The sequence below is a fragment of the Paenibacillus sp. MER 180 genome, assembly GCF_023713665.1.
Lineage (GTDB): Bacteria > Bacillota > Bacilli > Paenibacillales > Paenibacillaceae > Paenibacillus_B > Paenibacillus_B suaedae.
Genome location: NZ_JAMAVT010000007.1, coordinates 70,387 through 91,494, shown reverse-complemented (window position 1 = coordinate 91,494; position 21,108 = coordinate 70,387). Strand labels below are relative to the sequence as shown.

Sequence of the window (21,108 nt, the reverse complement as noted above, 5' to 3'; positions counted from 1 at the left end):
ATCTGCTACTCCTCACGGGTCGGATTACGTGTGTCCAGCATCTTGGGACGCTTCTTCATCAGCCTTAGCGGGGCACGCAAAATGAAGTCTTTCCAATCTGACAAACGGTAAGGCACAGCAGGGCTCATATATGGCACACCGAAGCTCTTCAGCTTAACGAGATGACTGCATAGCACTAAGAAGAACAGAACAACACCATACAAGCCAAGGATCGATGCAAAAAATATCGCGATGAACCGCAAAATGCGCAAAGAAATACCTGCACTGTATTGCGGAATAGCGAAGGAGGTTATCGCCGTTACTGCAACAACGATAACCGTGAACGGACTGACGATACCCGCTCTAACCGCAGCATCTCCGATAACGAGACCGCCCACAATACCGACCGTCTGCCCAATCGGCTTCGGCAGGCGAAGACCCGCTTCGCGCAAGATCTCCAGCGCCACCTCCATAATGAGCACCTCGATGATTGAAGGGAACGGAACGCCAACACGGGTGCCTGCAATGGACAATGCCAGCTTCGTTGGGATCAGACCTTGATGGAACGAGATCAAGGAAATATACAAGGAAGGGCCAAAAGTTGATACAAATGCCGCAAAATACCGCAGACAACGAACTAGCGTCCCCGCCATCCATCGTTCATAATAATCCTCCGGCGATTGAAGCAGCATGGTGAACGTCGCCGGTGCAAGCACAGCATACGGGCTTCCCTCAAGAAAAATCGCCACCCGTCCTTCCATCAAGGCACAAAAGGTTCGATCCAACCGTTCCGTACTCTGCAGCTGCGGAAAAGGAGATAAGTAATTATCCTCAATCAGCTGTTCTATATAGCTTGAATCCGGAACATCATCGATATCGATCTTGCTAATGCGATCCAGCACATCGGTAACGAGCTGCTTATCAGCTATATCCTCGATGTATGCGAGAACCATCTCACGTTGTACCCGGGTTCCGACACGGCGATGAATGAAAGTGAGCTTCTTGTTCTCACCTTGCTGCCTGAGCAGCGTCATATTGTCAACGAGGCATTCATTGAAGGCAAGCCTTGGTCCGCGTACGAGTACCTCAGATGGCGGCTCGTCCACGCCGCGCACCTTCACCTTCCTCGTATTGAACATAATGGCTCCGATATGCCCTTCAATGAACAAAGCCGTATCGCCCTTCAACACGTCGTACGTACAGTCATTAACAATCATATTCTCCTTCATTGATCCGACAGGGAGAATATGCTCGACCAAATATTCCTTCGTATACTTATAATCAGGAGAAGCAACTGCTCCCCCCTCAGATGGTGGCCGAAGCTCGCCCATCAAGGATTTCAGCAGGTGCTTATCAATAAAGTCCCGATCCGAAATCCCTCCAACGAACACAAGCGCTGCACGCTGTGTCGTGTAGCCGAGCTGGAACAATCGTATGTTGACATCCTCCATCTGGCCGATATCTTCCTTGACCTTATTGAGATCCTCCTCAAAATGGCCTACAAACCCCTCGTAAGCCGTCTCGGCTTTCCGATTCCCCTGATCATTTTCATCCTTCATCGTGATAGACATAATCTTCGATAATACATAAGGAACAATGCCTGCAATCGCCGCTTGCGCGAATGCTTGCCAGCTTGGTATATAAGGCGCAATCGCCTGCCACATTTTTCATCACCTTTCCGTAATATGCCCCGCAGTTTCCTGAATATGCATTTCGTGGAAGATGATGAGGACTACCATGGCAAAATAGGTATTTTGACATCCAAGCTTTCATGATTCGATAATTGCGGATATTCTAGATCATACGTAACGACCATTTCCATACGCGAAATGTCGGATGTCGATTGTTTAACCTCACTACAATGATAGTCGAAGGAGGGCATGATATGGATATGCTGAAGGATATGAATCTTGCTTTGGGCTATATCGAAGACAATTTGGATCAGGACATCGATTACGCCCAGGTGGCTCGGCTTGCAGGAACCTCGGAATATCATTTTCGAAGACTCTTTTCCTATTTGGCCGGTATGTCTCTGAACACGTATGTTCGCAACCGCAGGCTGTCTCAAGCCGGTCAGGAATTACACAAGAGTAACGTTAAGGTAATTGATATCGCGATCAAGTATGGCTACCATTCGGTGGACGGATTCACGAGAGCATTCAAGGATTGGCTTGGGGTTGCTCCTTCGGAAGTGAGAGGTCTGAATCATCTGAAGGTATTCCCGCGCATGACCTTCCAGCTCACTATTCAAGGAGGAATCGACATGAATTATCGAATCGAACGGAAAGACGCCTTCAAGCTTGTGGGTGTGAAGCGCCGCGTGCCCATCGTATTTGAGGGCGAGAATGCTGATATTCTGAAGCTTGCTCAATCGATTACCGTAGAACAGCGGACAAAACTCCAAAGCTATCGAAATACCGACGTGACCACTGTGGTCAATGCATCTTATCATTTCTGCGAAGGACGTCATGAAGAAAAAGGCGAGTTAGATCATCTCATCGGATCGATTACGACGCTTGATGCTGATTTTGACAGCTTTGAAGTAGTTGAAGTGCCAGCCTGTACATGGGCCATATTCAGCTCAGTTGGTTCCTACCCTCATACCCTACAGCAGACATGGGCAAAAATCGCCTCCGAGTGGCTGCCTTCATCTTCCTATGAGTTAATCGATGTGCCTGAAATTTGCTTTACCGGAGATATGTCCGATCCTCATCAGGTATACAGCGAAATATGGATCGGCGTAAAAGAAAAAGCAGAATAAGCAGAAAACCCTTGATTCGGTAGTATAACCGAATCAAGGGTTTTTTCAATTATCATCAATACACTTCAACAACGATTTCTGCCCAAGCTCCGCGGTCAAATGCCGGAACATTGTCGGCGCTATACAGTGTAATCAGATAGTAGCCTTTGTGCTGAAGCTTCACCGATCCTTTAAAGGCTTGTTCTTGGATAGGCATCTTTCCTTCCTTGATGTCCTTATAAGGATTAGATTTGACAGCCTGCTCGTTATCATATTGCTGCACGGTGAAGCTAAGCGCTCCAAGCTTCTCGTTCCCAGCAACCACCCGACCGGCAATGTCGATTGAACCTCCCTGCGGTGTGCGAACATAACCCGATGCAGATGGATCAATAGCGATGTACTTTTTCCCCTCATCAGACAGACGAACAGGGGTGGCGCCTTCACTTGAAACTTTCCGCATAACCGAAATATACTTCTCACCACCTGACACGGCTGTAATTCTCAACGCATTTGGTCCGGGGCGGAGCGGTAGGGTAAACTCGATTCGATTATACTGTCGACCATCAAGCGAAATGTCTTTTTTCAAGACCTTGGCATGATCATTGCCCCCTAACCAGCCTCCTCCGCTCAAGGCGGTCGCGACTGATGGCGTATTCATATCCTTTTGATAAAGCATCGTAAAGGTTGTGCTGTCCTTGTCCGTTTCCCACTTTGGCTGTAGAAGTTCGATGACTTTATTGCTCCACTTCAGCGTTACCTTCTGTTTCGCAGTAGCTGGGCTGATGCCCACATAAGTCAAGGCTTGAATCGGTATGTAAGTGACGCCTTTGGCAATGAACGGCTTAGCGATGGTTGCTCCAGGCAAGGCAGATCCGTCTTCCTTATAAACCTTATCGGAGCCTACCCGAAAGAAAAGCTGTTCAAAGGGGGGCTTCAGTTCGCTATTCATGATGACCTGGACTTGCTGGGTAGAAGCGTCAAATTTTAATAGGTTAACGGCTTCTGTTGCACGCAGTGTGCGCAAAGGCACAAAAACACGTCCGTTTTTCATGATTGGCTTATCAAGAGATAAGCTTCTCCCATCAAACACGGCTTGTCCGCTGTTAACATCCATAATAAGCTCATGGGAAACACGATACATCTTGGCTACATCCAGCGTCTCATTTGTTGTATGGGATGATGAAGTTGACTCCTGAGCAAAAGAACTCGATCCACCACCAAAAGCCAGCATAACAGATATAAGTAAAGCCATACATGTTTTTATGTTATCGTCTCCTACATTATCTAGTTACTTGGTTAGACGAGTCAGTAGCCGAAAGGGTTGCACATAGCTTAATCGTAATGAAGTTCGAGAAAAGTAAAAAACCGCTTTGCAGCGGAATATTACACCTTCTCATCTATCCTCGGATGGTCTGGATTGCATTCCGGATCAGGTACTAAGCCTAATTGTGCTAGCTTCATTAAATAATAGCACTCTTCCCTCATCATATGATCTGGTATGAGCGGGGAAATACGACTAAGCACTTCGGCTGACAATTCTAAATCCTCCAGTTCCTTCAAAAAGGCTCTGAACAAATTCATCTCCATATCGACGTCAGTATGAAATCTGCGGAACGCTGGAAAATCCCGAAGCTGTGTCCGCATGTACCCTGCCATTTCGATACTCTTTAAATAGAATTGTTGAAAATGCTCTTCAAAATCCTTACTTTTCTGAATCAATCGCTTTTCTACAAAATCCAAATCGCTGGAAATAGATGCAGCATGACCCGCTGCGTCAGGCAACCAAAGGAAATCATGGTGCAGTGCATCAAATTGGGGAACCGGCTTGCCTTCCAATAGGTTGGTTAAAATACGTAAGTATTCCTCAAGTTCATTCACCATGTGATTGATAAAGGTTGGAGTGAACGCAATTGTAACACGCCCAAGGATCAGACGTTCAAGAATACTCAGCTTAAAATGTCGCAGATTGATGGTTAGCGTGTAGGCTTGCTGGTTCAGTGTTCCGATCTCTGCATCTGATTGCAGCCCTCGTGCTTGTTGAAGAAGCTGATCGAACGCTTGAATAAATTGTTGTGCAGTCTGTATATCTGACGTTTCTTTCGGGGAAAGCGCATTGAAGATGAATCTTGCATGATCGCCTAAAATTTGCAGCCAGAAGCGATGCTCAAACAACGCTGGTTGATTCAACGGGATGACCTCCTTTATCGTTCTAACAAAGGTTTATGAAGGAGGCTTAAAATTAATAACTTAGATCTCCGCATCTGCTATATCTCATATCTTTATGACTGGTACTGTAGTTCACCAAACCGCCTATTACAATCTCATTGGTGGAACAAAACGCTTAGTCGCTCACTAATCCAAACAACTTACTTTACATATAACGATTTATGGCCAGAGCCGCGATGCATAAATAACAATCAAGCTAGACAATATAAGGAAGATGAAACCATACGAAACTATGGATAAAAAGGAGTCTGCCCAATGACACATACGAATACTGTGCAAATCGAACAACTAGCGCAACAATTAATCCAGCAAACCAATGCAGCAACGCAAAAATACCAGCAGTTGTTGCAGCAAGAGCAGCAGAACGCAGTTCGCTTACAGGAGCTTGCTAAAATCGAACAGCATGCTGCCCATGTGATACAAACTGCACTTCAAGGCCATCAAACTGCTGTACAACAATTGCAGCAAATTGTTAACCTCGCCCATCAAACACATACTGCACCAACCAGTTATGCAGCGGGGTATGTAACCCATACGTATCCACAGGTGAACGATACGCAGCACTACGTCTCACATGTAAACACTACTCCCCAAACGGGATATAGAGGATACTAAAAATAGGCCGTTAACGACCTGAACAAACCAGTAAGCAGACAGCCGACTGACAGGATTCTGTCTTCATTAGAAGATGTCAGAAGAAGCTGTCTGCTTTCTTTTTTCCCCTCTGTCTCTCCCATTAAAAAAAGCAATGCCCGGCAGGATTCTGCCAAGCATTGCTGCTATTTTCTCTAGTCATGCTTCCCGATAAGAAAGGCCACAGACTCATAAGGTCGGAGTGTAAGCTGTTGGATCGTACTCGGTGTATCCTTATAATTGCTGATAAGGATATGCGCTTCACCGTGTAGTGATACTTCCACTGGAAGCGTGAACTCCGCCTCCTCGCCATAGAAGTTGCTGATGACGAGCAATCGTTCTGATCCGTGTGTGCGCATGTAAGCAAATGTGTGCGCATCGTCTTCCAGCAGTAGGCGGTAGTCGCCGTGCACGATAATGTCGTACTGCTTGCGCAGTGCAATCAATTCGCGATAATGATGGAAGACCGAATCCGGATCGCGCAGCGCCGCCTCGGCATTGATGTCACGATAATTCGGAGCCAAGCCGATCCAAGGGATCCCCGTCGTGAAGCCTCCGTGATTCGAAGCATCCCACTGCATTGGCGTGCGCGAATTGTCGCGCGACTTCTGCTGCAGTGCGGCCATTATGTCCGCTTCGGGAACGCCCTGCTTCTGCAGCAAGCGATGTGCATTGATCGATTCGATGTCCCGATACTCGCTAATATGCGAGAAATGCGGATTCGTCATGCCGAGCTCTTCCCCTTGATACACGTACGGTGTGCCCTGTATCAAGTGCAGCGTCGTAGCGAGCATTTTCGCCGATTGCACACGATAGGCACCGTCATTGCCGAAGCGAGATACTACCCGCGGCTGATCGTGGTTGCACCAGAACAAGGCGTTCCAGCCCCCGCCTGTATTCATGCCAACCTGCCACTCGCTTATGATCCGCTTAAGCTGAAGGAAGTCGAAGTCGGCTTTAACCCATTTCTCCCCATTCGGATAATCGACCTTCAGATGGTGGAAGTTGAACACCATGCTCAGTTCGCGCTCATCCGGGTGCGTATACTTGATGCAGTTCTCCATCGTCGTCGACGACATTTCGCCAACCGTCAACATGTGCGGATACTGCGAGAATACACGAGCATTCATCTCCTTCAGAAACTCATGAATGCGCGGCCCGTCTGTGTAATATTTGCGTCCATCAGCCGTAGCTGTTGCCAGCGTATCGTTCGGATAGTCCTGATCCTTGGAAATCACATTGATAACGTCCAGCCGGAATCCATCAACGCCCTTATTCAGCCAATAGTGCATCATGTCGTACACTTTATCCCGCAGAACTGGATTCTCCCAGTTCAAATCAGCCTGGGTAACGTCATATAAGTGCAAATAATATTGCTCCGTTTTCTCGTCATACGCCCAGGCGCTGCCGCCGAATTTAGACTGCCAATTGTTCGGCTCCCCTCCGTTTACGCCATCCTTCCAAATATAGTAGTTGCGAATCGGATTGTCCGTACTGCTTGCAGCCTCCTTGAACCAGACGTGCTCCGTCGAGGTGTGGTTAACGACGATGTCCATAATGATGCGGATATCTTTGTCGTGCGCTTTCTGTAACAATTTCTCGAATGTATCCATCGTGCCGTATTCCGGCTGGATACGGTAATAATCGCTAATATCATAGCCGTTGTCTCTCTGCGGAGATTCGTAAATCGGCGTCAACCATATGACATCGATTCCGAGCTCCTTCAAGTAGTCCAGCTTGTCGATAATCCCCTGCAAATCCCCAATTCCGTCACCGTTTGTGTCGTTGAAGCTCTTCGGATAAATCTGATAGATGACAGATTTCTTCCACCACTCCTGCTCCAATTGTTGTGTCATTGTCTTGCACCACCATGTAGTTCTTATTTTTAGTACGATATAGGAATCGCTCTGTGTATCGTTATGAATGCCCTAATTATGCCTGACGCTTCGTCTTCCCAATAATAAGCGTAATGACGAACGGTACAATCAACGCCACCGCCATGCCGAGGAAGAATGGAACCCACTGCTGCGGGAAGATAGATAGGAAGCCTGGCAATCCGCCAACGCCGATAGACACGGCCTTTACCTGAAATGCTGAGATAACGACTGCGCCCAATGCAGAGCCGATCATCGCTGAGATGAACGGGTACCGCAGCCGCAGATTCACACCGAACATCGCAGGCTCGGTAATGCCCAAGTAAGCAGATATCGCCGAGGTCACGGACATCCCTTTCAGCTTCTCGTCCTTAGTAACGAACACCATCGCAAGCGCCGCCGAGCCCTGCGCAATGTTGGACAAGGCGAGAATCGGCCATAGGAACGTGCTGCCCGTGCTTGCAATGAGCTGCAGGTCGACTGCCAGGAATGTATGATGCATACCTGTTACAACAAGCAGCGCATACAAGCCGCCGTAAATAAGTCCACCCAGTACAGCCGCATGCTCGAAAATTCCAACGAAAGCCGATGTGATGGCGTTGCCGATTGTGAAGGTCAACGGTCCAATCACGATAAAGGACAAAAACCCGGTAAGAAGCAGCGTAGTCGGAGCGACCAACAGCAGCTTGAAGCCATCCGGCACACGCTTGTTCAGAAAGCCCTCGATCTTCGCCAAGCAGAAAGCAGATACAAGTACAGGAAGCACTTGCCCTTGATAGCCAATCTTCTCGAATTCAAATCCAAACAAGTTCCAGTGCGGTACCGTTCCATTCGCAACTGCATCCCCATATGCCCAAGCATTCAGCAAATCCGGATGTATGAGCATCAATCCTAGCACAATCCCGAGCAGTTCACTGCCGCCGAACTTTTTAACCGCTGACCAGCCGATCAGCCCCGGCAGGAAGACGAAGGCGGTATTGGCGATCAGATTGATCATCTCCGCGAAGCCCTTCCACTGAGCATATACATCAATGAAGGCTTGATCCGCGAAGAAGATGCCCTTGCCAGTCAATATATTGTTGATCCCCATCAATAGACCTGCCGTAATAATAGCAGGCAAAATCGGAATGAAGATATCTGCAAGCGCCTTCACTGCACGCTGCAATGGGTTTAGTTTCTTGGATGCCACATTCTTGATGTCCTGCGTAGACGCTCGTTCCCCACCGCTAATCTCAAGCAGCTTCTCGTACACCTTCTGTACAAGTCCTGGACCGATGATGACTTGGAACTGCCCGTTCGTTGCAAATGATCCTTTGACAAGTTCATTCTTCTCCAATGCTTGCTGATCAACAATGCTTTCGTCGTTCAATGCAAAGCGAAGTCGCGTTACACAATGCGTAACCGCAGAAATATTTTCTTTTCCACCAATGGCTTCTAAAATCTGCTCAACCGAACGTTGATCAACTGCCATATCGATGTACCTCCCCAATGGAATCGCTTCCACGTTTGTTGAGACCATTATAACTTGTATAGACAGGTTTGTAAACACTTGTATAGACAAGTTGGTTAGGAGATCGTGAAAAAACAGCGTTCACTCTAGGATTTCTTTTCTCATCCAAGACTGCCGCTGTTTCATTTCGTTAAGTTACGTCAACTATAAAATTCGCAACATCGGTTTGTTTTATCAATTGAATACGAGATGCTTAGTACCTCGTCATCGTCTCCGCGCAAAGTCAGTAAACACAAATCGTTCAGGATGATGGCGCGATTCCGTGTACTCGAACAACTCACCATCATGCATATATACATAGTTCTTCACAACGACGACGAAGCCGTACGATTTCATGATCAAGTGTTCCCGATCCTTTGCCGTCGCAGGCTCCACCTGGATCACGCGCTGGGCAAAGCCTATTTTGTGCCCTAATTGCTGTTCGATATAGTCGTATATCGAGCGCTCAGCAATTTCCTTCGTTAGGCCCTCCACCTTCTCCTTTAAAAAATAATTGATATCTAAAATAATGCGCTCTCCGTCAAGCTCGCGCACCCGATGCAGACAATATGCTGTTGCGCCCAATGGCAGCTTAGTTCGCTCATGCAGCTTGTCCGTAATCGTAATTTCCTCAAAGTAAGGTACGGTCGTCTCGAACTTCTGCCCGCTGCTCTCGCTTGCTTCCTTGAAGCTGACCAATCCGCCGAATGAGAACGCGATGGCATTATTGTCTAGCACATATACGCCCTTGCCAGGATGGCGATTGACAAGCCCTTCTTCGACAAGCAGATCGAGCGCGTTACGAATCGTTCCCCGGCTCGTGTCATAGATAACGCAAAATTCATGCTCCGAAGGAAGCTTTGTTCCCGGTGCGTATTCACCTGAAGCAATCTTTCCCCTAATATCTTCATAAATGGCCATGTACAGCTTATTTGTAGTCATCTTTATAACTAACCCCCAATAATGCTTCCGTCCTAACCTTCCTTGCTTGCCTCTATCATATCACGATTGCTGCAGCAGTTAAAAAGAAGGGCACCACACTACACGGTAACCGCTAAAACCCAAGAAAAAGACGCTGTCCGCGCAGCGCCTTTGTAATGATGAAGCGTGTGAGTCAATTCCAGGATGCTGCCCCACGTTGTTCCTCTACTATGCATCTAATCTCACTTACTAATCTCATTTGCTCCTCATTTATAGATATTTTTTTCAATACGGTTGAGATAAGTTGAAGAATGTATTCTTCTTTTTCCAGGTTCGTTTTGCAGTTAAAAGAGTCAACAGAAACACCTACATAAAAATACCTCATCCATTTTTCCGGTCTCCGCTCTGATTCCATGATTACTTGCTCTTCAAGTAAGGGAGTCAGCACAATATATACATGATCAAATTCTCCGGTAATAAAGCCCTGTTCCCGAAGCTTTCTCGCAAATCTGGTACCTATGGAATGAACCTCGTTTTCAATTTGACATGATTTCCCAGTGTAATGAATTGAATGAAACACACTCAAAGAAAGCTGGTTGAATAAAAAAAAACCTGATAAACCAAGGTATGGCTTATCAGGCAATATACATCTTCTTAAATCTATGCCTTCATTTGTTTCAAATATTGTGGTATCCGTCTCAATTATAACTGTTACTCACAAGGTGGTTTGAAGCTCGTACTAAATTTTGTACGCCTTCATCGCCTTGCGAAGTTCCTTCCACGATGGGCGCTTGCCGTACATAAGTACGCCCGTGCGGTAAATCTTCGCAGCGAGCCAGCCGAAGAACAGGATGGATACGATTAAGATCGCAATGCTCACCCAGAATTCCCACCATGCTGCATTTCCCGTACCAATCCGCAGCAGCATCGAGGTCGGTGTGAAGAATGGAACAAAGGATGTCGCTTTTACCAGCAAGGTGTTCGGTGACGACACGCTAAACATTACAATGTAGAACGCCGCCAACGAGAGCATCGTAATCGGCATAATCGCTTGTGCCAAGTCTTCTGTCCGGCTTACGAGCGAGCCTACTGCTGCGAACAGCGTCGCATATAGGAAGTAGCCAAGCACATAGAGCAGCAATCCTCCGCCAACCACTGTCCAATCAATCATCGAGATATCGAAGTTGAGTGCCTTCAGTGGGGCTGAATTGTGCGGCAGCAGCAGATTAATCACAACCACAGCGAAGAACACAATAATTTGTATCAGTCCAAGTATAAACATGCCGATAATTTTCCCAAACATTTGCGCGAGCGGCGATACGCTCGTAATGAGAATTTCCATAATACGCGAGCTCTTCTCTTGCGTAACCTCGGATGCAATCATGTTACCTGTCATCGTATTCGTCATGAAGAACAGAATGATCAATACCATAACGACGATAATCGAAATCGTTTTTTGTATCGGATTTTCTTCCTTCGCTTTCTCGCCTTCCTTCACGATCTTCTGTGTATCAATCGTAACCGGCTTGCTCAGCTCTGCCTTCTGCTGTTCGGTAAGTGAATCCTTCACGAGCCACTCAGTCTTCACTGCACTTAATGCACCTGTAACCGTCGCCTCATCGCCATGTCCAAGCTCATCCTTGCCATGGAACACAACCTGCGGGAACGATTGCTTCTCCACATTGCCCGCTTCGTCCTTCTTTGGCTCGAACTTCAAGTATCCTTCCAGATCGCCGGACTCCGCTTTCTTGCGCAGCTCCTCTTCTGAAGCGGACGGAACAAGCTTTAAGTCGCTGCCTCTATGCTTCGTCATTTGATCTTCAAATGATTTCACAATGTCCGCGTACTCTCCACCCTGTACCAGACCGATTGATGTAGGTTCATTGCTCGAAAATTGCGAGATCAGATACGGAATATTAACCCCAACTGACATAATGAGTGCTAAAATAATCGTTGTAATGATGAACGACTTCGTCATCATCTTCGTCTTCAATGTGAATCGAATGACCGTCCCCAGGTTATGCATTAGATTCGCCTCCAACTGCTTTAATGAAGATCTCGTTCAATGTCGGCTCCTTCAGCTCGAACTGCTGAACTGTCGATTTTGCCATCGCAAGCTGCAGGATATCCTGTGCGGCCACTTCATTCGTAATGTGCAGTTTATAACCGTCTCCTGTTCGGGAAACGGATTGGACGCCTGCGATGCGATCCAAACCATCCACATCTCCACTCGTGCGCAGGATGACATGCTCTCGTGGATATTGAGATTTCAATTCACGCAGCGACCCTTGCAGCACCGCATTACCCTTTTGCAAAATCGTCAGGTTCTGGCACAGTTCTTCTACATGCTCCATCCGGTGCGTAGAGAACAGAATGCTCGTGCCTTGATCGCGCAGCTCCTTAACCGTCTCCTTCAACAATTCGACGTTAACGGGATCCAAGCCGCTGAATGCTTCGTCCAAGATGAGCAGCTTCGGCTTGTGAACAATAGCTGCAATGAAGCCGATTTTCTGCTGATTTCCCTTAGACAGCTCCTCAATTTTCTTGTTGTAGTTTTCCGGTACATTGAACCGTTCCAGCCAATACTTTAGGTTCTTGTCTGCTTCCGCACGCTTCATCCCGCGCAGCTGCGCCAAGTACGTTACCTGCTCACTAATCTTCACCTTCGGGTACATTCCCCGTTCCTCCGGCAAATACCCGAGGATGCGAGTCAGCCCATCATGATAAGGCTTGCCATGATACGTAATAGATCCGCCATCTGGATAAATAAGACCAAGAACCATCCGCATTGTCGTCGTCTTGCCCGCACCATTCGCACCAAGCAATCCGTAGATTTCCCCTTCTTCTACCTTAAAGCTAAGACCATTCACGGCTGTCTTTTCACCGTACTGCTTCACGACTTGCTGCAACTGTAATGGATTCATTGCGCGTATACGCTCCCCTCAATATGCATCTCAATCATATAAGCTAATATGTCATCCAGCTCCAATGCATGAGTCTGAACAACCTCAATCCCTTCATCGTGCAAAAAACGCTCCAAACCGGTAGCATTATGCGCAATAAGTCTTACCCCGAAGCGCTCCTGCATAGCCTTCATCAGACCTGGTGCACCTTCGTAATCCGCTGCCTCGCCATCCACGACGAACACCTTCCACGCATCGAACAGGGCGTCCTTTTCCGTAAAATGAAGCACCTTGCCCTTATGCATGACCAGAATATAATCAGCCAACCGCTTTACCTCATCCACGATATGTGTCGCGATTAAGACGGTCCGCTTCCCATCCTTTAAATACGCATGCAAATCATTGATCATCATGCGCCAAGATAGTGGATCGAACCCGGAGGTCGGTTCATCAAGCACTAGCAGCTCTGGCTTCGGACATATCGCAACGATCAAATCCAGCTTACGGCGCATTCCCTTCGACAGCTTGCTCAGCTTCTGCTTCGGCGGCAGCTCATACTTCGCCATAAGCTGATGGTAGAGCTGCCAATCCCATGATGGATACCACTGTGATACAAAGGATACAAGCTGTTCCGCTGTCATATCGTCCACCTCCGAATCGGAGTTCTCCGCTACGTAGCCAATACGCGCCTTCACAAGTGTACTTAGCTCTGGCTCTGTCTTCTCCTGCAGCACGGTTATCGTCCCTTCATCAGGATGAACAAGCCCCAGGCTCATTCCGAGCATCGTCGTCTTGCCTGACCCATTTGTACCTATGATCGCGGTGACACAGCCTTGTGGTATGCATAGATTTAACGGGCCAATGCGGAAGTTGTCACGCTGCTTCACTACCTGTTTCATCTCAATTACATGTTGATTGTCCAATGCTTCTCCCCCCTTGTACGCACCAAATGCTAGCTCCCGCTGTGCTTGCGCTGGATGACTTCCTGAAGCATCAGCATGAGTTCTTCAGTGGATACATCCACATGCATTGCAGCTTCAACGGCTTGCTCAAGTGCCTGCTCGATCGCTTCCTTCCGATACCTGTCGCGTTCTGCCGCTTGAACCGGTGTCACAAACGTCCCCGTGCCCTGCTTCGTCCGCAGCAGCCCTTCGTTCTCCAAGTCTTGATACACCCTTCTTACCGTGATGACACTGCATTGGAGCTGATTCGCGAATTCGCGTATAGACGGGAGCAGCATCCCCTCTTCGACCTGTCCGCTCAGGATAAGTGCGCGAAGCTGGTGTTTAATTTGGGCATACAACGGTTCGGAGCTATTCGTATTAATTTGAATGGGGATAAACACCGCTCCTCATCACCTCCAGATTCGTTCTGTGCTTATTCACATCCAATCTCGCTTCAGAACGATCTTATGCAAACGATTCATTCCGATCACCATCGAATTGACGATGATAACAATGGACAACACGATACCCATCCAAGGGTACGATCGCGCTACGTATACCAAAGTCTGTAAAATACTTCCGTCCGCTACCGCTATCAGGACGGACACCATGGTTATAACGCCTAGTAGAATAAATGTATACCTCATATATAGTCGTCCGCTCATGCTCAGCTCACACGAGATATACAACCAATTAACAGCAACAGCGTACGCTACCAACATGAATACATAGGATAAGATGCTGATCCAGCCAAGACTTCTCAATGTCTCACTGAGTAAGTAGTGCCCCACGATAACAATGCTCATATTAATCAGCAGAGCCACACACATCTGCATCGTACGTGAATACACTATGGTTCTCGCATCGATTGGGAGTATGCGCAGCTTCCTCATCCATTTCGTATACGAGTCATCCTTCATATATCGCATCGATCTTCGAGAGATAAAGAAGCCAAGATTCGGGATCGTAAAAAGAAACACAAAATCCGCAACCCCCTTGAAAGCTCTCGTCAAGACCTCGTCGCCACGAAATAACTCTCGCAACACCAGACCGCTCATCGTGGCCATATAAATACTGAACGCTACCGTCATCAATAAGCCCCACTTGAATCGAACAAGATCACTCTTTACAAGCATCCACGCTTCTCTATATGGTCTGCGCACTTTAAGACCCCCTTTATATCAAACTAATTCACACTATAGATCGGTAAATCAAGTGTGCTTGCTTGCTCGCTCATCACTGTGCTTACTGTATATATCTTTATACACAGTATAATGAGTGACTACTTCCCTGTCAATCCATCATTAGGAAAAATAAACATTACCCTATCCAGACTCATCTTTATTTGCACCGTTAAAAGCCTACTATGCTGAAGAATCTAAGCACGCAAAAAAAGCTCGCCTTTCGCACTTAAAGTGCAGAAAGAACGAGCTTCTTCTAAACTAACTATCGCACTCACGAACAAACCAGCGATTCGTGGAAATCCTCTTCACAGATCGCCGTCTACTAGTGGATTACAGACCAAATATAGCATCTATTACTGGCTTTGTATGACCACCTGGATACAAGATATACAGCAAAAGATATACGGTTGCCCCTGTTATTGCAGTAATGAACCAGATGACAGAGGTGAACTTACCCAGCTTGCGGTGCTTCGCATAACTCCCTTTATACCCTGTATACAGTGTCGTCAAGCCGAACACAGCTGCTACAGCTGCAAGCACAATATGGAACAACAGGAAGACCAGATAATATACCTTAAGGTCATCCGGGCCGCCCCATGCGGTATTGCCAACGAAAACCGTGCGAGACGCATAAATAATGAAGAAGATTGTCGCAGCTACGGCCGCTGCCAGCATTGTCTTCTTATGCTGTTCCCGCTTGCCCTTAATAATTTGAGCCCAACCGATAGCGACCAATATGGCGCTGACGACGATGAACGTCGTGCTGATAGTTGGCATAATAAAGTACAAATCCACGAATGAAACGCCCTCCTCATATGCATCGGCAACGAAGCAGCCAATAACTCTCCTGCTTCTGCTTACGCTACCCATTATAGAGCATTTTTACGAATTCAACTGCCCTTCTGCTGCGGTGTCCACAAAATCGTCATCATCTTTACTTTCACGTCTGAACCAGTGGACGAATACGTAGAAGAGAATACAGCCATACATCGTTTCTTGAATCAGCTTCATTAGAATGCCTCCGAGCTGTTGATCTTCAATCGGAGTGAACCAATTAAAGAAGCTAGGCCCATCAAATGCGGCGAGCATCTTTACAGGATCCCCCGATATGCAATAGCCCATTGCCTGCACCCAGGCTTCCTTGTCCACATACGTAGCATAGAGAGGCTCGCTTGCAAAGATGATTAATGCACAAGCAGGAGTAATTAGAACGCCATTCAAAAAAACATAGCCCATCTTCTTCACATCTGTCAACGAGTTCCACTCTGGTACCGGAACGACGATCGGCCACCACATCAGCATAGCAGCAATGAACAATACAATGTAGTAAATAATATGTTCCGTATAATGAGTCATGACATAATCATGCACTGCCGGCACATGATAGAAAGAGAACAAGGTATTGAATAGAACAGCGCTAAGAATCGGATTCGTCAACAGCTTCAAACGCTTCAGCGGCTTGCGATCCAATAGATATCGCCATAACCAGGACGGAATAGCTAATAATAGAAGCGGCGGTACAATGATGTACGATAATGCCATCATCGCCATATGGAAGGTAAACATCATATGACTCATCATATTAATAGGCCCGCCTTGAGCTAGGTAGAGCAAGCCTGTCCCAATTACAAACATTAGCTTCTTCGACGCAGGCACTGGCTCAGAAGATGAGAATCGATTGCGAAAAGGCCCTGTCAGCCCGAAATATAACACATTGATAAGCACCGTTGCTGCAAGGAACAACGGACTCCACACATCATAGAAACTGAAGTATTCTGTCAATCCGAACATAAATGTTCAGCCCTCCTCATCCTGCAACACCCGAGGCGCCACCATTTCGTCACATTTTGCCCTATTACGGAAAAAGAGGCGACGCTTTCCCGCGTCCCCTCTTCTCTCTATCCGACTTACCACCATACCCAGTAAACAGCCATAACAATGGCTGTTAAGGCGATGAAGGCTCCGCCTATCATGAACATGATCGGAATCATATGTCCTTTATCTTTCATATGCATCCAATACCCCATCTGAATGACAACCTGCAAGACTGCCATGACGAGAAGGATGATAACCGTGAACGTTGGGTTTACTTCACCCGCTGAACCTACCGTAGAAAATGCGATCAACGTAAGCACAATAGAGAAGATGAATGCAATAATATGCTTCTGCTTGCCCTCATGCTTATGTCGACGCTTCGAGTTGTCTGATGTTACTTGGTGTGTTGTCACTTGGTTAACCCACCTTTCCCATGAGGTATACAACTGTGAAGATGAATACCCACACAACGTCGATAAAGTGCCAGTACAGTGCGGAGACGTAAATCTTCGGTGCTGTAACCAAATTCAAGCCCTTCTTCATTGTTTGCAAAATAACAAGTGTGATCCATACGACACCAAAGGCAACGTGCGCGCCATGGAAGCCGACCAGGGTGTAGAAGGATGAACTGAACGCACTCGTCGTAAACGTGTGACCTTCATGCACATATTCTACGAACTCGTATATTTCAAGACATAAGAATCCTAGTCCCAATGCAACCGTTACTGCGAGCCAGCTGAGCATGGCTTTGACTTCTTTGCGATGCATCGCTTGAATAGCGAACACGCTCGTCAAGGAGCTGGTCAGCAAGATCATTGTAGCAGCCGCAATCATTGGAAGCTTGAACAGCTCGGAAGCGGCAGGACCATCACCGATTTGGTTGCGTAGCGCAAGGAATGTTGCGAACAGCGTACCGAACAATACTGCCTCTCCGCCAAGGAACAACCAGAAGCCGACGACCTTATTGCGGCCTTCTAGGGTTGCTTTTTCCGGCTCATGTGGCCATTCGCCTTCTGCGTGATGTGCATGTGCACTCATGCTTTAACCCCCTTCTGCTCCAACTCTTCCGGTTCGATATGATATCCATGGTCGTCCTTAATCGAACGCAGGAACATACAGCCGAATGTAATCAGCAGGCCGAAACCTGCAACGATATGATTGTTGAACAAACCGTTCAGCAGTGCATTATTGAAATCATCCTTCGCGAACATGAAGCCGAAGCCTGCCACGAACAAGCCAACAGACATCATGAACGGGAGAATAGATGGCGATGGCATATGAATGGAACCAATCGGCTCTGCAGCCGGCATTTCCGTGTTGCCCTCCATCTTTTCTTTCCACCAAGCATCATAGCCGCGTACAAGCGGAGTTTGCTTGAAGTTGTACTCTGGCGGTGGAGATGGAATTGTCCATTCCAGCGTACGACCATCTTCCCAAGGATCGTTGCCCAGGTTCTTCGGATCTCTTGATGTAATTGCAATGTTGTACAAGAACATAAGAACCCCGATACCCATCATGATTGCCCCGATCGTACTTACCAAGTTCATGAGGTCGAAGCCTTGATTCGGCAAGTACGTAAAGACCCGACGCTGCATTCCAATCAAACCAAGGAAATGCTGAACGAAGAATGTCAATTGGAATCCAATCCAGAACATCCAGAAGGTAGCTTTGCCTAGTCCTTCACGAAGCATGCGTCCGAACATCTTCGGCCACCAGAAATGGAGCCCTGCGAACAAGCCAAGCACCAAACCACCAACAATAACGTAGTGGAAGTGCGCTACGACGAAGTACGTATCATGGAACTGGAAGTCAGCAGGCGCAGATGCCAGCATGACGCCCGTAACCCCACCCATAACAAATGTTGGAATGAAACCTACTGCGTACAGATTGGCCGCGGTGAACTTAATCGAACCGCCCCACATCGTGAATAGCCAGTTAAATATTTTAATACCGGTTGGTACTGCGATAAGCATCGTTGCAATCGAGAACAGCGCATTCGCTACTGGCCCAAGACCAACTGCAAACATATGGTGAGCCCATACCATGAAGCCTAAGAAACCGATCAGGATCGTTGCGAATACCATGGAGCTGTACCCGAATAGGCGCTTGCGAGAGAACGTACTGATGACGTCGGAGATAATCCCGAATGCCGGCAAAATCAGAATGTACACTTCCGGGTGACCGAAGATCCAGAAGATGTGCTGCCAGAGCACCACACTTCCTCCATTCGGTACATAGAAGAAGTTCCCGCCAAACAAGCGGTCGAACATGAGCAGGATCAATCCCACCGTTACAGCAGGGAAAGCGAATAGAATTAATGCAGACGTAATAAAGGACGCCCATGTAAACATCGGCATGCGCATGAAGGACATTCCCGGTGCGCGCATGTTAATAATCGTTGCCAAGAAGTTAATGCCCCCGATGAGTGTACCCAAACCAGAAATCTGCAAGCCGATGGTGTAGAAATCCACACCGTGCGTTGGGCTATAATCCGTACTTGATAACGGTACGTAAGATGTCCAGCCTGCATCAGGCACACCGCCCATCAGCCAGCTCAAGTTCAGCAGCAAGCCGCCGAAGAAGAATGTCCAGAAGCCGAGTGCGTTCAAGAACGGGAACGCAACGTCACGAGCCCCAATCTGCAGCGGGATAATGGCATTCATTAGTGCAAAGATAATCGGCATTACACCGAGGAAAATCATCGTGGTGCCGTGCATGGTAATCAATTCATTAAAAGTTTTTGCGTCTACGAAATCATTCATAGGCTGAATTAATTGTATCCGGATCAAGATGGCTTCAATACCGCCAATACCGAAGAATAAAGCCCCGGCGATAAGGTACAGAATGCCGATCTTCTTATGGTCGACCGTCGTCAGCCAATCCATCAAGCCGCGATGTCGCTTCACCGTGTGAGCCAAGGTCGTTACCTCCCCTAGAAGATGCTGAAATCTACTGCTTATTGATTGCTTTCAAGGAATCAAGCTTGTAATCTGCCAAGTATTTCACGATGCCATCGAGTTCTTGCTCAGACAACTTATCTTTGAATGCTGGCATCTTATTGCCAGGCTTCACTTTCTCAGGATCCTGAATCCATTGACGAAGTTGCTCCTCAACCTTCTTCTGATCCAGTGGCTCATCAGCAGTTTCACGGTTAAGCATAATACCGGCAACTGCTTCACGGCTGCCAAACCCCTTCAAGTTAGGCCCCATGGACGGCTTATTATCGATAGCGTGGCAGGACAAGCAATTCTGCTTGAAGCTCTCTGCAACTTGTGTGTCACCTTCGAACGGTTTTGGTTCAGCCTTCATCTCATTAACCCAAGCCGTGAACGTGTCTTCGCTGACCGCCTTCACTTTAAATTCCATAAATGCGTGGGAGTATCCGCATAGCTCAGCGCACTTCCCGCGATACACGCCTTCTACATATGTCTCAATGTACATCTTGTTGACGTTGCCGGATGGGTTCGTATCCATCTTGCCCGCAATGGATGGAAGCCAGAAGGAGTGTAGGACATCAGCTGTCTTCAACTCAAGTGCAATCTTCTTCCCGTTCGGAACAATCATGTCTTGAGCTGTTGTAATCCCGTACTCAGGATATTCGAATTCCCACCAATATTGGTGACCTGTTACCTTAACCTTAATTGCATCTTTGTCTTGGCTATAATCCTCAGCGAAGGCAAATACATACTTCACCGTTGGAACTGCCAAAATAATGAGGAGGATGATCGGAATGACCGTCCAAATCACTTCAAGCTTGTGGTTCCCTTCGACTTGCTTCGGAATCTCGTTCTGTCCCGGTCGTCTGCGATAGCGAAGGACGACATAAATGGAAATACCGAATACGACAATAACGACCAGCGTCATAATCGTAATCGCCAACTGCATTAATCCGAACTGCTTGTCTGCAATGGGCCCCTGCGGATTGAGAGCCGATATATCAGCACGACCGCAAGCACTTAGGAGCAGGACGAGTCCGGCGAACAGTGGAAGTAGTCGCTTCACTGCGTGCCACCGATTCATCATTGATCAACCCCACTTTGTACGTTTTCGCTGATTACCCCATCGCATGCTGTGTCGAATCTCAATGCAAGTGCCCCTATGGCTTAGAAGTGAGTACAAGCTGCCGTCCATCCAGATAAGCCAATATTAACCAATCATTCATTGCGCAACGAATCCTTTGCGCAATGAAGGCGCATGCATATTCGATTTCAGACCGGTAAGAATCCTTCGTCGGAAGTCATTCTCATGTTCGAATGCCTTCAGGCAGGCCCCGGTTTAAACACGGATGTCGTAATCCTGTCAATTACTACAATCACTTACCTAAATATAATTTCCATATATTTATTTGTCAATGTTTCCCGGTCAGTTCACAAAGTGTTCAAACACTCTGAAAAACGGCT

20 protein-coding genes are annotated in these 21,108 nt (G+C 47.3%); 2 read left to right on the top strand and 18 right to left on the bottom strand.

Going from position 1 to position 21,108, the window contains the following annotated elements:
* Nucleotides 1-5 precede the first annotated feature (5 nt).
* Complete coding sequence (locus tag M3661_RS13555; protein WP_065290172.1) at nucleotides 6-1,643, bottom strand: spore germination protein; 1,638 nt, start codon at nucleotides 1,641-1,643, stop codon at nucleotides 6-8.
* A gap of 221 nt (nucleotides 1,644-1,864) precedes the next feature.
* Between M3661_RS13555 and M3661_RS13550 the strand changes: the two genes are divergently transcribed.
* Nucleotides 1,865-2,740 (top strand): AraC family transcriptional regulator, encoded by an 876-nt coding sequence (locus tag M3661_RS13550; RefSeq protein ID WP_251485844.1) that lies wholly within the window; start codon nucleotides 1,865-1,867, stop codon nucleotides 2,738-2,740.
* Nucleotides 2,741-2,795: 55 nt separating this feature from the next.
* Here the strand turns inward: M3661_RS13550 and M3661_RS13545 are convergent, their stop codons facing one another.
* Together M3661_RS13545 and M3661_RS13540 are read right to left on the bottom strand one after the other, a co-directional pair.
* Nucleotides 2,796-3,860, bottom strand: a complete 1,065-nt coding sequence (locus M3661_RS13545) for a copper amine oxidase N-terminal domain-containing protein (protein WP_251485841.1) — start codon at nucleotides 3,858-3,860, stop codon at nucleotides 2,796-2,798.
* Between the two features lie 242 nt (nucleotides 3,861-4,102).
* Nucleotides 4,103-4,906, bottom strand: coding sequence for a DUF2935 domain-containing protein (locus tag M3661_RS13540; RefSeq protein ID WP_065290175.1), 804 nt, complete (start codon nucleotides 4,904-4,906; stop codon nucleotides 4,103-4,105).
* Between the two features lie 294 nt (nucleotides 4,907-5,200).
* Between M3661_RS13540 and M3661_RS13535 the strand changes: the two genes are divergently transcribed.
* Entirely contained in the window at nucleotides 5,201-5,560 is a 360-nt protein-coding gene (locus M3661_RS13535; RefSeq protein ID WP_065290176.1) for a hypothetical protein, read from the top strand.
* A 173-nt stretch (nucleotides 5,561-5,733) separates the two neighbouring features.
* Here M3661_RS13535 and treC read toward each other — a convergent pair whose 3' ends face one another.
* From treC to coxB, 15 genes are all read right to left on the bottom strand, one after another.
* A complete protein-coding gene (gene treC / locus M3661_RS13530) occupies nucleotides 5,734-7,434 on the bottom strand; it encodes an alpha,alpha-phosphotrehalase (protein WP_285853026.1) in 1,701 nt (566 codons plus the stop codon).
* A gap of 76 nt (nucleotides 7,435-7,510) precedes the next feature.
* Nucleotides 7,511-8,923: a PTS system trehalose-specific EIIBC component gene (treP, locus tag M3661_RS13525; RefSeq protein WP_021256208.1), complete on the bottom strand. Its 1,413-nt coding sequence runs from the start codon at nucleotides 8,921-8,923 to the stop codon at nucleotides 7,511-7,513.
* Between the two features lie 243 nt (nucleotides 8,924-9,166).
* Complete coding sequence (gene treR, locus M3661_RS13520) at nucleotides 9,167-9,883, bottom strand: trehalose operon repressor (protein WP_251485832.1); 717 nt, start codon at nucleotides 9,881-9,883, stop codon at nucleotides 9,167-9,169.
* Nucleotides 9,884-10,055: 172 nt separating this feature from the next.
* Nucleotides 10,056-10,505: a hypothetical protein gene (locus tag M3661_RS13515; protein WP_251485830.1), complete on the bottom strand. Its 450-nt coding sequence runs from the start codon at nucleotides 10,503-10,505 to the stop codon at nucleotides 10,056-10,058.
* A gap of 96 nt (nucleotides 10,506-10,601) precedes the next feature.
* A complete protein-coding gene (locus M3661_RS13510; protein WP_251485827.1) occupies nucleotides 10,602-11,888 on the bottom strand; it encodes an ABC transporter permease in 1,287 nt (428 codons plus the stop codon).
* Nucleotides 11,881-12,786, bottom strand: coding sequence for an ABC transporter ATP-binding protein (locus M3661_RS13505; protein ID WP_251485811.1), 906 nt, complete (start codon nucleotides 12,784-12,786; stop codon nucleotides 11,881-11,883). The genes M3661_RS13510 and M3661_RS13505 overlap by 8 nt, the downstream gene beginning before the upstream one ends.
* Nucleotides 12,783-13,688 (bottom strand): ABC transporter ATP-binding protein, encoded by a 906-nt coding sequence (locus M3661_RS13500; RefSeq protein ID WP_065290183.1) that lies wholly within the window; start codon nucleotides 13,686-13,688, stop codon nucleotides 12,783-12,785. The genes M3661_RS13505 and M3661_RS13500 overlap by 4 nt, the downstream gene beginning before the upstream one ends.
* Nucleotides 13,689-13,717: 29 nt before the next feature.
* Nucleotides 13,718-14,110, bottom strand: a complete 393-nt coding sequence (locus M3661_RS13495; protein ID WP_251485797.1) for a GntR family transcriptional regulator — start codon at nucleotides 14,108-14,110, stop codon at nucleotides 13,718-13,720.
* 36 nt (nucleotides 14,111-14,146) lie between these two features.
* Nucleotides 14,147-14,872: a hypothetical protein gene (locus tag M3661_RS13490; protein WP_065290185.1), complete on the bottom strand. Its 726-nt coding sequence runs from the start codon at nucleotides 14,870-14,872 to the stop codon at nucleotides 14,147-14,149.
* A gap of 351 nt (nucleotides 14,873-15,223) precedes the next feature.
* The gene (locus tag M3661_RS13485; protein ID WP_021256215.1) at nucleotides 15,224-15,688 is read right to left on the bottom strand and encodes a DUF420 domain-containing protein; all 465 of its coding nucleotides are present in this window, start codon (nucleotides 15,686-15,688) and stop codon (nucleotides 15,224-15,226) included.
* Nucleotides 15,689-15,775: 87 nt separating this feature from the next.
* Nucleotides 15,776-16,684: a cytochrome c oxidase assembly factor CtaG gene (gene ctaG / locus M3661_RS13480; RefSeq protein WP_065290186.1), complete on the bottom strand. Its 909-nt coding sequence runs from the start codon at nucleotides 16,682-16,684 to the stop codon at nucleotides 15,776-15,778.
* 116 nt (nucleotides 16,685-16,800) lie between these two features.
* Complete coding sequence (locus M3661_RS13475; protein ID WP_251485795.1) at nucleotides 16,801-17,121, bottom strand: cytochrome C oxidase subunit IV family protein; 321 nt, start codon at nucleotides 17,119-17,121, stop codon at nucleotides 16,801-16,803.
* A gap of 4 nt (nucleotides 17,122-17,125) precedes the next feature.
* Entirely contained in the window at nucleotides 17,126-17,746 is a 621-nt protein-coding gene (locus M3661_RS13470) for a cytochrome (ubi)quinol oxidase subunit III (RefSeq protein WP_021256218.1), read from the bottom strand.
* The gene (gene ctaD / locus M3661_RS13465) at nucleotides 17,743-19,593 is read right to left on the bottom strand and encodes a cytochrome c oxidase subunit I (protein WP_065290235.1); all 1,851 of its coding nucleotides are present in this window, start codon (nucleotides 19,591-19,593) and stop codon (nucleotides 17,743-17,745) included. Before ctaD ends, M3661_RS13470 begins: the two co-directional genes overlap by 4 nt.
* 64 nt (nucleotides 19,594-19,657) lie before the next feature.
* Nucleotides 19,658-20,731 (bottom strand): cytochrome c oxidase subunit II, encoded by a 1,074-nt coding sequence (coxB, locus tag M3661_RS13460; protein ID WP_251485785.1) that lies wholly within the window; start codon nucleotides 20,729-20,731, stop codon nucleotides 19,658-19,660.
* Between the last annotated feature and the right edge of the window lie 377 nt (nucleotides 20,732-21,108).

Excerpts from the sequence above, each read along its gene's own strand:
- M3661_RS13555 (WP_065290172.1), bottom strand. The coding sequence starts at position 1,643 with ATGTGGCAGGCGATTGCGCCTTATATACCAAGCTGGCAAGCATTCGCG.
- M3661_RS13550 (WP_251485844.1), top strand. The coding sequence starts at position 1,865 with ATGGATATGCTGAAGGATATGAATCTTGCTTTGGGCTATATCGAAGAC.
- M3661_RS13545 (WP_251485841.1), bottom strand. The coding sequence starts at position 3,860 with ATGTATCGTGTTTCCCATGAGCTTATTATGGATGTTAACAGCGGACAA.
- M3661_RS13535 (WP_065290176.1), top strand. The coding sequence starts at position 5,201 with ATGACACATACGAATACTGTGCAAATCGAACAACTAGCGCAACAATTA.
- treC (WP_285853026.1), bottom strand. The coding sequence starts at position 7,434 with ATGACACAACAATTGGAGCAGGAGTGGTGGAAGAAATCTGTCATCTAT.
- treP (WP_021256208.1), bottom strand. The coding sequence starts at position 8,923 with ATGGCAGTTGATCAACGTTCGGTTGAGCAGATTTTAGAAGCCATTGGT.
- treR (WP_251485832.1), bottom strand. The coding sequence starts at position 9,883 with ATGACTACAAATAAGCTGTACATGGCCATTTATGAAGATATTAGGGGA.
- M3661_RS13510 (WP_251485827.1), bottom strand. The coding sequence starts at position 11,888 with ATGCATAACCTGGGGACGGTCATTCGATTCACATTGAAGACGAAGATG.
- M3661_RS13505 (WP_251485811.1), bottom strand. The coding sequence starts at position 12,786 with ATGAATCCATTACAGTTGCAGCAAGTCGTGAAGCAGTACGGTGAAAAG.
- ctaG (WP_065290186.1), bottom strand. The coding sequence starts at position 16,684 with ATGTTCGGATTGACAGAATACTTCAGTTTCTATGATGTGTGGAGTCCG.
- M3661_RS13470 (WP_021256218.1), bottom strand. The coding sequence starts at position 17,746 with ATGAGTGCACATGCACATCACGCAGAAGGCGAATGGCCACATGAGCCG.
- ctaD (WP_065290235.1), bottom strand. The coding sequence starts at position 19,593 with ATGGATTGGCTGACGACGGTCGACCATAAGAAGATCGGCATTCTGTAC.
- coxB (WP_251485785.1), bottom strand. The coding sequence starts at position 20,731 with ATGATGAATCGGTGGCACGCAGTGAAGCGACTACTTCCACTGTTCGCC.